This is a genomic window from Saccharopolyspora spinosa NRRL 18395, assembly GCF_000194155.1.
Classification (GTDB): Bacteria; Actinomycetota; Actinomycetes; order Mycobacteriales; family Pseudonocardiaceae; genus Saccharopolyspora; species Saccharopolyspora spinosa.
Window position 1 is genome coordinate 410,202 of record NZ_GL877880.1, and the last position, 12,608, is coordinate 422,809.

Sequence of the window (12,608 nt, forward strand, 5' to 3'; positions counted from 1 at the left end):
TTCCGAGGGCGGCACGCGCCGGTCGGGCGGGTGGACAAGACAGTGACGGGGCTTCTTGGCCAAGCTCCTATGAGGTCACAAACGCCCGTCCGGCCGCGTGCGTAGCAACGCCCGGTAAGGCCGACGGATCCGTTCAAGGACAGGCAAGCCGTCAGTCCGTTCGAGGGTCAGACCCACCAGCGGCGTCACTACACACATCATCACTGTCCGTTCACGCCAGGCAGCACATTCCAAAACGGCCTCTATAGGGCCAACCCACTCACGGGTTCTGGCCAGAAGAACGGTGCCGTGGTTCGGTAGTCGATCAACGACGGAGGCGTGTTCTCTTTCCGAACCCGCAGTAGGGCATACGTAAGTTGGGGATCACGCAGTCCAGGTGTCGTCTGAGGTTCCGCTGCGCGCACCGCTACGCAAGCGCACCACGCTCCGCAAAAAATATGGAAAGGCCCTGGGCTCGGTCGGGGAATCGAGCTCCAGGGCCTTTCCAGACTCCGGCTCCGTCCGGGGAAACGGGTTGCCGGAGTGGTTGGAGTCCGCGGACCGGCACCGGTCGGGGGGAGGGGAGTGCGTCAGCACCGGCCCGCGGAACTTGTGGCGACCGCGCTGGTGTCCAGCCGGTCCGATGTGGAGTTTTTCGCGGCGGCGGCCGGTGAACGTCGGCCGAGGTCGGGGATTCACGACCGCGCCGTTCATCGGCCGCCGCCTGGCGGTTTCTCGGTGATCCGGGTCGGGGAGGGGGTAGTGCTATCCGGGCCGAGTCCGCCTGCTTACGGCACCGGCGTCACCGGGCGCAGTGCGTGCGCCGGACGCAGGTGCCGTGCGGGACGGGGTGCTAAGGCTCCTGCTACCAGGTGCTCGTACGCCGTGCGCCACACCGAGCATGGTGCTTTCTGCGGGCGCCAGCGGCTTGAGCACTCCGGGCAGTTGCCCTTCTCGTCGGCGTCGTGCGCGGTGAGCAGCGTTCGCCACCCCTCGGTCAGCCGGGGAAGTTCGGAACGCGCCACGGAGAGCAGGGAAGGGGCGTCCGCGCGGTTCGCGAGCTCGGTCAGCACATCGAGCCGCTCCCGCACCGCACTGCGCAGCACCTGTCCCAGGATCTCGTCCACCGAAACGTCACCGTCACTTTCTCGCCTGCACAGCGGCATCCCGCAGCGCGTCCGACAACTGGCCGAGGCCGTTGACCGACAACGCGGCGGAATGGCCGGGCGGTCCGACGAGTACCACCCTGTCCCGGTTTACCAGCACGTCCAAGAACCGGTGCGAGTTCGCCACGTCTCGGCAGTCCACTCGCCACCAACGGCGCCGATCCGCGGGCGTGTTGGGGAACTCGGCCGACTGGCCGTTTCCGCCCTGTGCTTCCCGCATCTCGTCACCGTTCCCGTCCGTGCTCGGTTTGCCTGTGCTGACTAGATTGGAACGGAACGGGTCCTCGCGCCTAGGGGTGCGGCGATAACCGGGCAAACGGCAACGACGAGCGGTCGGTGGACTTCACCGCCGCCGATCACCTCTACCGATATGCGCTTCACCGGGATGCAGCAGTGCCCTTACTCTGCGACCAACGCCCGAGCAGAGCGTCAGGGGGTCTAAATGAACATCATCGGTTCTGGCGGCTCTCCCGTTACACCCGACGTCTGGAACGAGCGGGAGATGCGGGATGCGCTGGCTCGACGGGACGTCAGCGAGATCTACCGGCAACTGCGCCGGCATGGCGTTTCGCAGCGGCAGATCGCAGCCACGACGGGGCAGTCGCAGTCCGAGGTGTCCGAGATCCTCAAGGGGCGGCAGGTCATGGCCTATGACGTGCTTGTCCGGATCGCTGACGGGCTGAGAATCCCGCGGGGCTACATGGGCCTCGCCTACGACGGGGCGACCGCTATACGGGTCGCGCAGGCGGCCAACGCCCCTGACGCTGAGGAGGAGGAGTCGGTGAAGCGCAGGAAGTTCCTGTCCCACGCCGCAGCGGTGACCATGGGGGCGGCCGTATTCGGCGCCGAGACCAGTACCTGGTTGCCCGCCAGCGCGCAGACGCCGGCACCGGCACGCATCGGCATGACCGACGTGCAGCAGATCCACGCCGCGACCAAGGCATTGCGCGATCTCGACTACCGCTACGGCGGTGGGACCTGCCGGGACGCCGTCGTCGCCCAGCTGTCCTGGGCGCAGCAGCTGCTCGAGTCCAGCGCCACCGATCCCGTTCGAAAGCAGCTCTTCGTGGCCCTGGCGGACATGCACAGCCTGGCCGGTTGGACCTCGTTCGACGTGGGCCTGCTCGACCCCGCTCGCGGGCACTTCGGCAAGGCGCTGGAATTCGCGAAGCAGGCCGACGACGACGGCCTGGTGGCCAGCGTGCTGTACCGGATGGGCCGCGTCTACCTGCATCACGAGGAGCCGAACGAGGCGCTGAAGCTGTTCCAGCTGGGCCAGATCGCCGCGCAAGACTCCGGTTCCTCGCTGACCGTGGCCGTGCTGTGCGCCAACGAGGCCTGGGCCTACGGCATGTTGAACAAGCCGGAGCAGGTGCAGAAGATGGTGGGCCGCACGAAGGACGAATTCGCCCGCGCCCGCGCCGACGAGGCGCCGGACTGGGTGCGCTTCTTCACCGAGAACGACCTGCACGGCATGATCGGCTCCGCGCACGACGCGCTGGCCGTCTTCGAGCCGAGAAAGCACGCCTCGATCGCCGTCGCCGAGACCATCAAGTGCAACGAGGCCTACGGCGCGGACATGGCGCGTACCCACGTCTTCGGCCTGAGCCTGCAGGCCACCAACCACATCCGGGCCGGCGACCTGCAGGAGGGCGTAAAGGTCGGGCGGCGGGCGCTGGAGTTCGGCGAGCGGGTCAAATCCGCGCGCGTCGCCGACCGGCTCAAGCCGTTGGAGCTGGAGGCCGGCAAGCACCGGATGAATTCGGATGTCCGCGACCTGTTCGAGGCGGTCCGGCGGTTCCGCCGGGTGTGATCGGGCCGCGTCAGGCAGCCGTGCCGGTGCCGTCGGCTTGAAACGATGAGCATGAAGACACAACCAGTGGAAGAGAGTCGGTGCGTTCCGCCTGAGCTGGATCTGGCACTGACCGAAATCTGCGCGGCCGTCGGCCTCGATTCGACCGGCGCGCGTTTGATCCGAATCGTCAACAACGGGGTTTTCCTGCTCCGCGACCAGCAAGTCGTCGTCCGCTTGGTGCTTTCCCCGTCCTTCACCTATCGAGCTTTCAACGCCGTGGAAGCCGCGCGTTGGCTGGCGGTGCACGGGGTTCCCGCCGTGCGCTTGCTGCCGGGTGTCGAGCAGCCGGTCCAGGTGGGCGAACACCTGGCGACCCTCTGGCAGTACGTGCCGGAGGCCGGCCCGATGCCCAGCGGCGCGGACCTCGGCGAACTGCTGCGCCAGATGCATTCGAAGCCGGCCTCACCGACTTTCCTGGACTGGCAGCCGATGGCGGACATCCGGCGCCGGTTGACCGATGCGGTCGACACCGATCCGGCCGATCACCGGTTTCTGGAACAGCGCTGCGACGCGTTGGAAGAACGGCTGGAAACGCTGCACTTCCCGTTATCGCGCAGCGTGATCCACGCGGATGCACACCTGGGCAACGTGATCGGCGGGGCGGATGGTCCGTTGCTGTGCGACCTGGATTCGCTGTGCATCGGGCCGCCGGAGTGGGACCTGATCCCGATCGCGGTGGGTCGGCTGCGGATGGGGCACCCGCCGTGCTGGCACGACGACCTAATCCGGGCCTACGGTTTCGACATCACGTGCTGGGAAGGCTTTCCCGTGCTGCGCGAACTGCGCGAACTGAAGATCACCACCGGGGTGCTCCCGATCCTGCGCAGCAATCCCGGGGTTCGCGAGCAACTGCACCAGCGGTTGCGCACGATCAGGGACGGAGATCTCGCCACGCAATGGGTGCCGTACAGCTGATCCGGTCTACTGCTAGGCCGAACGGGCGATCTTGGGTCGATTGCCGGGGCGGTTTTACAGTTTCTGGTGACGTACCTTCGGGCGAAGGGGTAAACTATACGGGCGAACTGGTGCATCGGTGCGTTGCTACGGGACGGGCTGTCGATGAGGAACGCGAAGTTCTTGCCGCGGATGCCGCGCTGGCGCCGGAAGCGCGCGTTGCGGGCCGCTCAGGTGCTCGACGACGTGGTGGACAGCCAGGTCGCATCGTTGCCCAGGTTGCCCGAGGAACTCAGGATCCGCCACGCCGACCACTTGGCGGAGCTGGTGCTGCTCGCCCAGGCGTATCGGCATTACGCCGCGGGTTGGATCACTTGGCGCCAATTGGAGTGCCGTGGCCGGTTCGCGTTGCAGCGCTTGGACGGGGACTGCTGCGCCCCGCTCGTGCAGCTCGCCGACGGCGAGTGACCACTCGGCGACCGGCGCGTCAGCGTTGCGCCGCAGCCGTGTCTGCCTGCCGGTGCGCCTGTTGAGCTCGGGTTTCGACGATCGGTGGGGGGCCGTTCGGTCGGGGTGAATTCGGCATTTGCGCCGGTGGTGGCCGCTGCGCGGAGAAGTGGCGCCGCTTGGACCTCCGGTATTGCGGAATTTGCCGCCATATTCCCAGTTTTCGCTCGCGAGGTCGTTCGGTAGAACCGCGCGAGCCTTCGGGTACGCAGTTTCTGGAATTTCGAAAACTCGTCGGCCGGATGAGCGGGCGGGTTCTGCTTTGGTGCCTTCTCGGCGGATTCGTGCAGCAAGCGGCGGACAGATCGATTGGAGATGGTTTTGCGCGGTCCGGATGGCCGGTCAGAGCGGCCTGGATTGCTGGACGACGACCCGCTGCTGCGCTTGTACTGCGTGGTGGCGTCCGCGGCCAGTGCGCATCGAGAACTGGGAACGCTACCGGTGGCGCGGAATGCGGTCGGCCTGGGTGATTTGGCGAGCAGCGGTTTCCCCGGTGATGTGCTGTCGTTGAAACGGCTGGTGGAGGGCAGGCCGACGGACTGGGGAGCGCCGGACCACCTCGCCGAGTTCGTGGTCCGGCCGTTGCTGATCACCTTCCGCGGGCTGCTGGCGCGGGGGTGTCTGCCGGTCGGCGATATCGGTGTCGAACTCGACTCGGAGTCGGCGGCCACCGGGCGGATCGTGCTCGCCGGGATCTGCAGCGCGCGGTCGGCGGTTCCGGGGGTGGCGGACGTGATCGTCGCGTTGGACGCGCAGTTGGACGAGTTGGCGGCGGCCTGCACGCTCGTCACTGGCGACGAGCGGGTTCGGGCTGCCTTCGACGCCGTCATCGCCCAGGAACTGCGCAACCTCTCCGAGGGGACTGCGGCCGCTTTCGCCGGCGAGCACCCGTGGCGCCGCTTCGTGCATGCCGTCGCCGCGGAGCAGCACGAGATCCTCAGCCGGGTCGTCCGGCTGGTGAGGGAACGAAGCGTGCGGTGCCGCCGCGAGCCCGGCCTGCCGCGTCCGTTGGTCGCCGTGGACCTCGACTTCTGCGCGCTGCACCCGAAGCACCGGGTCCGCGATGCGTTGCGCCGTCTTGGCGAGGCGCACGGCATCCAGGAGTTGGCCGCGCAGCTCGACGTGCTGCCCGGGCTGTACCAACCAGGCTGGCGGCCGTTCTTGGTGCGCAGCGGTTTGCTGGAGCGCTATCCCGAACTCGATTGGGACGCGCTGTACCCCGAGTACCGCCGGAACGTCGCGTGGGACTGGGAGGCGCTGCGGACCGATGGTCCGGCGCCGGGATTGATCGGGTTCGTCCGGGACCTGGAGCAAGCCGGTGGCCGGGTCGTCTGGTTGACCGGTCGCCGGCACCGGATGCGGGCCGCCACCGGAGAAGTCCTGGCCCGCCATGGGCTCGGCCACCTCGAGCTGCGCACCACCGACGACGGGCCGGTCGCGGACCAGAAGGTCGCGGCGCTGCACGAGATGCCGGGGTACGAGCTCGTCGCGGCCTTCGACGACTCGGCCGCCAATCGCCGTGCGCTGCAAGCGGCTTTCCCCGCTGCCGTCGTGGTCGCTGTGCGCCCACCGGAGTTCACAGTGGACGGTGCGGGGCGCACCGTCGATGGCATCGCAACCTTCGAGTCGCTGCCGCATCCGATCCCGCTGGGGCGCGGGCACAGGCAAAACGCGCAGTTGTCGCATGTGACGTCGCTCGGCGGGCTGCGGATCGGGGACCTCAGCACGCGCCCCACGATCTGGTCGCGCGGCGTGGAACTGGCCGAGGAGGAGCAGGCGCGGATCGTCGCGTCGCTGGCGGACGCCGCGCTGGCGAGCGGGCAGCGGCTCGGCGGTCAGGTCGGCGCCGGGATGGATCCGGGCCCGGTGGGGATCGCCCGCGCCGTGTGGCAGGTGATCACGGCGAAACCGTTCGGTGCGGCGCGGTCGGCTTATCCCCTCGCGGCAGCCGAACGGGACGTGCTCGCCTCGGTCGAGGCCGGTGACCGCATCCGGTTCATCATGGTGGGGCCGTCGCTGAAGCAGGACGGTTCGCGGCTCAAGGCGCTCGGCGGGCTGCCGGACCTCTCCGAGCTGGCGATGCTGGTCCGGCTGCGGGAACTCGACGCGGCCGTCCGGCAGGTGCACCCACCGGGGATCGAGGTGCTGGCGCTCACCGATGCCAGCCACTTCAGGTTCCGCGAACCGCACCGGTATGCCGGGTACCACGAGCAGTTCGTGCAGCAGGTGGAACTCGCCGGAGCACAGGGCGTGGTGACGGTCGAGGACTTCGACAGCGCCGCCGACGCGCACCCGCTCTGCGGCGACCGGGCGCAGCGACCGGGACTGCTGGCGAAGCACCGCGACAGGTACACCGCGGCGTTCGCGGGTCTCGACATCCGCCGAAACCCGCGGTCGGTGCTGGCGGCGGCCGACGACAGAGATCCGGCCGGCCCCGGCCAACCGCGGTTCGTCGAGCTGTTCCACTCCGTGCTGCAGGCCGTGGACGTGCCCTTCCCCGGCGGAGATCCGTTCGCCTGGTCGCAGCGGATCTACGCGGACCCGTTCGACCTGACCGATCCGACGTCCCCGCCCGGGATCCGCCGAGCCCGCGGCGACCTGCTCGCGCTGACCTGGCGCGAGACGATCACCTACCTCGCGAACAAGCATGTCGACGAGGAACTCGACTATTCGGTGCTTTGGCGGGAGAACTGCGTGCGGCTGAGCCTGTCGATCCGCCCGGCCCCGGGGAGACTGCGCTTCGTCCCCCTCGGCGGTTCGGGCGTGATTCCGTGGCATGGCACGGCTACCCTCAACGCCCAGCACGAGGTCTCGGTCGATTACGCGATCTCCCTGGCAGACCAGGGATTCCGACCGGTCCACGCCCCGGGAACCGGCGACCGCCGCCAACCGTGGTTCATGGCCCCACCCCAAGCCCTGACCCGCACCGGAGTGCTGGATCCGGAGATCTTCGAACGCATCCGGTTGCGCAGCAAGTAACCGAGGTGCGGGCAGAGCAGCGTCCGCAGCCGGGGGCGAACCGCGGAGCGTGGCAGCGGGCGGGCATTGGGGAGGGAACTACCTGCCCGCGAGTTCGGCTCCTCTGCGGAAGGAGACGGCGCAGTGCTCGGTCGAGTGGAGCGGGGTCGGCCTTCGTCGCCGCCATCAAGACCGGCAAGTTCGACGCCTGAACGAAGTGAAGGGCGCACCTCCTGCCGGCCAATCTGGCAAGAGGTGCCCTTCTATCGGGTTGTCAGGCCTTGGGCTTGCCGAGGCGGAGGGCGAGGACCAGGCCGAGGACGACCAGGAGCACCGCTCCCGCGATCCACGGCCATATCGGCATGCCGCCCGACTCCCCGGACTGCGCCTGCTGGCCCGGCTGATCCGCGTTCTGCGGGGCCGGGGCCGGGGTGCCCCCACCCGGGGTGGTCAGCGTGAAGGTGACCTTGCCAGACACCGGGTGGCCGTCGTTGGACAGCACCCGGTAGCCGACGGTGTAGGCACCCGCCGGGCCCAGCTCGCGGACCGGCGCGATGACCGAGGTGCCCTCGACCCGCACCTCACCGTCGGCCCAGTACGTCCCGTCCGAGCCGACCACGTTGACCGTGTTGTAGCCCGCGCGCACCGGCTGGTCGAAGGTCAACCGGACCTCCCGGGGCCCGGTGGCGACCTGCGCGCCGTCCGGCGGATCGCTGCTGACCAGCACGTTGTGCGCCAGCGCCGTACCGGCGCCGCCGAACAGGGCGGCCAGCGCCAGCACCGCGACAGCCAGCAACCGCTTCACGAGTCGTCCTTCCCGGAATCCTGCTTCGCCGCAGCCTGCCCGGCATTGCGGCTGCGCGCCAGGGCACCGGCCCCGACACCCAGGCCGAGCGCGCCCACCACGAGCCCGGCGCCGCCCAGCCAGCGGGCCGTGTTGTCACCGGAACCGGCCTTCGCTTCGTCGGCGGGCGCCTGGTGCGAGGCGCCGCCGTGGGAGTGCTCGCCCTCGGCCTCCTCGACCAGCTTCAGCGCCGGAGCGGGGTGCTCGGGCTCCTCCGCGCCCTCGGCCGGCGGCGGAGCGTCCCAGTTCACGACCTCGCCGTTGTCGTAGGTCTGCGTGGTGGGCATCACGAGTTCATCGGTGTTGGTCGGCAGGGCGCCGAGGGACACCTCGAACTCGTTGAACTCGTTCGGCCCGATCCGGTTGCCCGGCTGCGCCGTCCAGGTGATGGTGCGCACAGCTTCGGCAACCTGCGCGCCGGCCACCTCGACCGGCGCGATCTGGACCCGCTCGACCTGGACGTTCCAGCCCGGCATCGGCTTGGTGCGCACCGAGCTCAGCGGGTACTGCTCTGGAAGGGTCACCTTGACCTGCACGGTCCCGGCGTTCGGCCGCTCGTTCGGCACCCGGAAGGCGACCTTGGCGTAACCGCCCTTGGCGGCCTCGCCTGGCTGTGCGGTGACGTGCGCGGACGCCGTTCCCGCTCCCATTAGCGCGACAATCCCGCAAGCAGCGGCCAGTGCCGCGGATCGAACCGCGAATCGCTTTGTCGACATGTTTGCTTGAAATCTCCTGTGCGTATGAGTTATTCGCGCGCGAAAGCGGCGAAATGACGAATGCGCAAACGATCAGATGGCATATTCCACTTGATCGACAAGAGATTCCGGAGGCCCGCGACGGGCATGTATTCGCTGGTAGATCAGCAGCGCCAGGGCACGCACCGTGACGACGGCGACGCACACCGTGCGCGGCTCCGTGACGATCGGTGACGGAGTCGACCTACGGGGCAGGATTGACTCGAGCAGGCGGGCGACTACGAAGAGTGCCCGCTCCGCGTGCGCCATCACGAGTCCGGTCAGCAGCACCACCGCGATGTGCCCGAGGGCCATTGCCAGCGGTGAGAATGGCATCCCTGGGTACCCGGCACCGTCCTGATGACTCGCCACGACCTGCAGAAATATGTGAAGAGTCAGCTGGGTGACGCTCAAGGCCCCTAGAATGCCCCACGACCCGCGCTTGCGATCAGCGAGCGCCACACCGGCACCGGCCAGCAGGGCGGTGATCACCACGGTTGTTCCCGGATCGGGTAACGACCCGCCAGCGGCCGCGTGCGCGGCCACGGACAGTGACGCCGACGTGGTGGCCAAACCGGCACCGCGCAGGACGCGTAGTGCGCCCTGCGTAGGTGTGAGTCTGGCTGCCACAGCAGGCAAGTCTAGGTGTCGGTTCGGCCACGCTGACCGCAGGTGAGCTTGCCTTGTTCACCCGATTAGGTCACGGTTTACGGGTTGCAGACGGTCCGGAGCTACCACCTGCATACATGCCGGCTCGATTAGTTCCAGATCGTCGTAACTGACGACGGAGAGGAGGGGGCGTCGCCGAAAGTGGCGCCGAAACCTGTGTCGACCGAAACAAAACGAAGTGGTGACCCCGCTGAGGGCCACCATACAACTGCATTGACCGGAATCCCTGAGTTCCTTGGGAAGCCGAGAACAGACTGGGTCGTTTTCGGCATCACCGCGGCCATCATGTTCGCCGTGGTCTTCTGGGGAGCATTGGGGACTGACACGCTGAGCGCTGCCTCGTCGGCAGCGCTGAACTGGTTGCTCGCCAACACGGGCTGGGGCTTCGTGCTGGCGGCCACCGGGTTCGTCATCTTCGCCCTGTTCCTGGCCTTCAGTAAGTACGGTCGGATCCCGCTCGGGAAGGACGGCGAGCAGCCGGAGTTCCGGACGGTGTCCTGGATCGCCATGATGTTCAGCGCCGGTATGGGCATCGGTTTGATGTTCTTCGGCGTTAGCGAACCGCTCGGCCACTTCGTCTCGCCACCGCCGGGGACGGTGCCCGGCGAGAGCGAAGAGGCCATCAAGACGGCCATGGCGACCTCGCTGTTCCACTGGACGCTGCACCCGTGGGCGATCTACGCGGTCGCGGGTCTGGCGATCGCCTACAGCGCCTTCCGCCGCGGCCGCCGCCAGACGATCAGCGGCGTGTTCGTCCCGCTGATCGGCAAGAAGAACGCGGAGGGGTGGGTCGGCAAGCTGATCGACATCCTCGCGCTGTTCGCGACGCTGTTCGGTTCCGCCGCCTCGCTGGGCGTCGGCACCCTGCAGATCCGCAGCGGCTTGGAGAGCGCCGAATGGCTCCCCAAGGACTCGGCCAGCAGCGCCGTGCTGGTTGGGATCATCGCGATCCTGACGATCTGCTTCATCCTGTCTGCGGTGTCGGGTGTCGAGAAGGGCATCCAGTGGCTGTCCAACATCAACATGGTGCTGGCGGCCCTGCTCGCGCTCTTCGTATTCGTCCTGGGCCCGACGGTGTTCATCCTCGACCTGCTGCCCACCTCGGTGGGGTCCTACATCAGCGAGTTCGGCGAGATGGCCTCGCGCGCCGGGGCCACCGGCGGCGACGAGATGCAGAACTGGCTGGCGAGCTGGACCGTCTTCTACTGGGCGTGGTGGATCTCGTGGACGCCGTTCGTCGGCATGTTCATCGCGCGGATCAGCCGCGGCCGCACCATCCGGCAGTTCGTCGCCGGCGTGCTGCTGGTGCCCAGCGGGGTCAGCCTGATCTGGTTCGCGATCTTCGGCGGTGCCTCGATCGACGCCCAGAAGGCGGGCGCCAACGTCTACGGCGACGGCTCCGCGGAGGCGCAGACCTTCGACGTGTTGGGGACCATGCCGTGGGCCACCGTCACCTCGGTGCTGGTGATGATCCTGGTGGCGATCTTCTTCGTCTCCGGGGCCGACGCCGCGTCGATCGTGATGGGCACCCTGTCCCAGCGGGGCGCCATCGAACCCAGTAAGTGGGTGGTCATCTTCTGGGGTGCCGCGACCGGCGCCGTGGCCGCGATCATGCTGGTCATCGGCACCGCCGGCGGTGATGAGGAGAAGGCGCTGGACGGCATCCAGAACCTGACCTTCATCGGGGCGCTCCCGTTCGCCATCGTCATGGTGCTCATGTGCCTGGCACTGCTCAAGGACCTGCGCAGCGATGACATGACGTTGCGCGACGCAAAGGGCGCCGAAGTGCTGGAGCAGGCCGTCATCTTGGGCACCGAGGAGCACGACGGCGAGTTCCAGCTGGTGACCACGCCGGCCGAGGCCGAGGAGGCCACCGCGGCGACTGCGGGTGGAAAAGAGTAAGCAAGCGTGAACTTCCTGGAGTACGTCGCATCCAGGTGGCAATCGCTGCTGGTGGACTCCTACCAGCACGCCAGCATGATGGTGCAGTGCATCGTGCTGGCGACGATCATCGGCGTCCTGGTCGGGGTTGTGGTCTATCGCAGCCCCGCCGGGGCGGCGATCGCGACCGCTGCATCCAGCGATCCTGACCATCCCGTCGTTCGCCCTGTTTGCCCTGGATGGTCCAGCAGGGCCTGGTGAAGCTCCCGGACGGCCAAGCCGGCAGTTAGCGGCACCGGAAGGAAGAGGCGAAGGGCGCCTTCTGACGGCTTGCGGCGTGCTCGACGACGGGTGGCGTGCTCGGCTGAAGGTGTCCTTCACCCACATCCAATGCCTCCGACACACCGTTGCGTGTCGGGAAACCCGCCGTGCGGTGGGGTCCTAGTGCCTGACCCGGGCGACGCCGAAGCGGGTGAGCAGGTCGTCCTCGATCCGCCCCAGCTCCGCGTCGACGGCGCGGTGCGCCGACCTCCGCCGCTGCGCGGGCATCCGCTCCGCGGCCCGCACCGCGCTGGTCAGCTGCACCAGCCGCTTCGCGGTCCGCTCCGCGTACTGCTCCGCGACGACCGCCTCCTCGGTACTCGCCGACTGCTCGCGCAGCTCGCCCAGCGCACCGGCGTCGCCGGCGATCCGCGCGTGCAGCGCCGCGCCCCGGCCGGTGAAGCTACCCAGCTCGTCCACCGGTACCCCGAGCTGTCGCGCACGCATCCGCTCGTAGCGCTCGCGCGCCACCGACACCGCGTGGAGCGCGAACGGTGCGACCACCGGGCCGACCACCTTGGCCACTCCGATGATCTTCTTGGCGTTGCCCGGGGTGATGCGCCCGTGCTCGCCCTTCTTGATCGCTTTGGCGGCCTTCTTGTCCGCCTTCTTCGCCTGCTTGATCGCCTTGCGGGAGCCAGTCGTGTCCTTCGTCCGGATCTTTCGTCCGGGAGTGCGTTTCCTCACCGCGGCCAACACCTTCCCGTCCAGCAGTTCCACTGCGATCACCTTAAGTCCGGCCGCCGTGCGGTACGACATCTGCCGGTGCTCCAACGGGTACGGTGCGTAGTCGTTATCAC

Annotated in this window: 12 protein-coding genes; 6 read left to right on the top strand and 6 right to left on the bottom strand. The window is 68.2% G+C overall.

Features of this window, described 5'->3' with window-relative positions:
• Positions 1 to 767: 767 nt before the first annotated feature.
• Complete coding sequence (locus tag SSPN_RS0132580; RefSeq protein WP_010313276.1) at positions 768 to 1,106, bottom strand: hypothetical protein; 339 nt, start codon at positions 1,104 to 1,106, stop codon at positions 768 to 770.
• A gap of 13 nt (positions 1,107 to 1,119) precedes the next feature.
• Positions 1,120 to 1,365: a hypothetical protein gene (locus SSPN_RS0132585; RefSeq protein ID WP_010313277.1), complete on the bottom strand. Its 246-nt coding sequence runs from the start codon at positions 1,363 to 1,365 to the stop codon at positions 1,120 to 1,122.
• 222 nt (positions 1,366 to 1,587) lie between these two features.
• Here SSPN_RS0132585 and SSPN_RS0132590 point away from each other — a divergent pair, with 222 nt between their 5' ends.
• The 4 genes from SSPN_RS0132590 to SSPN_RS0132605 all read left to right on the top strand — a co-directional run bounded on the left by SSPN_RS0132590 (position 1,588) and on the right by SSPN_RS0132605 (position 7,380).
• Positions 1,588 to 2,958: a helix-turn-helix domain-containing protein gene (locus SSPN_RS0132590; protein WP_029535954.1), complete on the top strand. Its 1,371-nt coding sequence runs from the start codon at positions 1,588 to 1,590 to the stop codon at positions 2,956 to 2,958.
• A gap of 51 nt (positions 2,959 to 3,009) precedes the next feature.
• Complete coding sequence (locus tag SSPN_RS0132595) at positions 3,010 to 3,915, top strand: phosphotransferase enzyme family protein (RefSeq protein ID WP_187764750.1); 906 nt, start codon at positions 3,010 to 3,012, stop codon at positions 3,913 to 3,915.
• A 144-nt stretch (positions 3,916 to 4,059) separates the two neighbouring features.
• Positions 4,060 to 4,362, top strand: a complete 303-nt coding sequence (locus SSPN_RS0132600) for a hypothetical protein (protein ID WP_044576281.1) — start codon at positions 4,060 to 4,062, stop codon at positions 4,360 to 4,362.
• A 354-nt stretch (positions 4,363 to 4,716) separates the two neighbouring features.
• Positions 4,717 to 7,380, top strand: a complete 2,664-nt coding sequence (locus tag SSPN_RS0132605; protein WP_101376326.1) for an HAD family hydrolase — start codon at positions 4,717 to 4,719, stop codon at positions 7,378 to 7,380.
• A 253-nt stretch (positions 7,381 to 7,633) separates the two neighbouring features.
• On the opposite strand, the gene SSPN_RS0132610 is transcribed toward SSPN_RS0132605, so the two are convergent.
• The 3 genes from SSPN_RS0132610 to SSPN_RS49520 form a co-directional block, all read right to left on the bottom strand.
• Positions 7,634 to 8,164: a copper resistance CopC family protein gene (locus SSPN_RS0132610; RefSeq protein ID WP_010313282.1), complete on the bottom strand. Its 531-nt coding sequence runs from the start codon at positions 8,162 to 8,164 to the stop codon at positions 7,634 to 7,636.
• Positions 8,161 to 8,853: a YcnI family copper-binding membrane protein gene (locus SSPN_RS0132615; RefSeq protein WP_010313283.1), complete on the bottom strand. Its 693-nt coding sequence runs from the start codon at positions 8,851 to 8,853 to the stop codon at positions 8,161 to 8,163. Before SSPN_RS0132615 ends, SSPN_RS0132610 begins: the two co-directional genes overlap by 4 nt.
• 138 nt (positions 8,854 to 8,991) lie before the next feature.
• Complete coding sequence (locus tag SSPN_RS49520) at positions 8,992 to 9,567, bottom strand: hypothetical protein (RefSeq protein WP_143539441.1); 576 nt, start codon at positions 9,565 to 9,567, stop codon at positions 8,992 to 8,994.
• 252 nt (positions 9,568 to 9,819) lie between these two features.
• On the opposite strand from SSPN_RS49520, the gene SSPN_RS0132625 reads away from it, so the two are divergent.
• Together SSPN_RS0132625 and SSPN_RS0132630 are read left to right on the top strand one after the other, a co-directional pair.
• Positions 9,820 to 11,508 (top strand): BCCT family transporter, encoded by a 1,689-nt coding sequence (locus tag SSPN_RS0132625; protein ID WP_010313285.1) that lies wholly within the window; start codon positions 9,820 to 9,822, stop codon positions 11,506 to 11,508.
• A 6-nt stretch (positions 11,509 to 11,514) separates the two neighbouring features.
• Positions 11,515 to 11,748 carry a hypothetical protein gene (locus SSPN_RS0132630; protein ID WP_010313288.1) on the top strand — a complete coding sequence of 78 codons (234 nt, stop codon included), beginning with the start codon at positions 11,515 to 11,517 and terminating at the stop codon, positions 11,746 to 11,748.
• Between the two features lie 180 nt (positions 11,749 to 11,928).
• On the opposite strand, the gene SSPN_RS0132635 is transcribed toward SSPN_RS0132630, so the two are convergent.
• On the bottom strand, positions 11,929 to 12,567 hold the full coding sequence (locus SSPN_RS0132635) for a DUF6474 family protein (RefSeq protein WP_237710864.1): 639 nt from the start codon (positions 12,565 to 12,567) through the stop codon (positions 11,929 to 11,931).
• Positions 12,568 to 12,608: the final 41 nt, after the last annotated feature.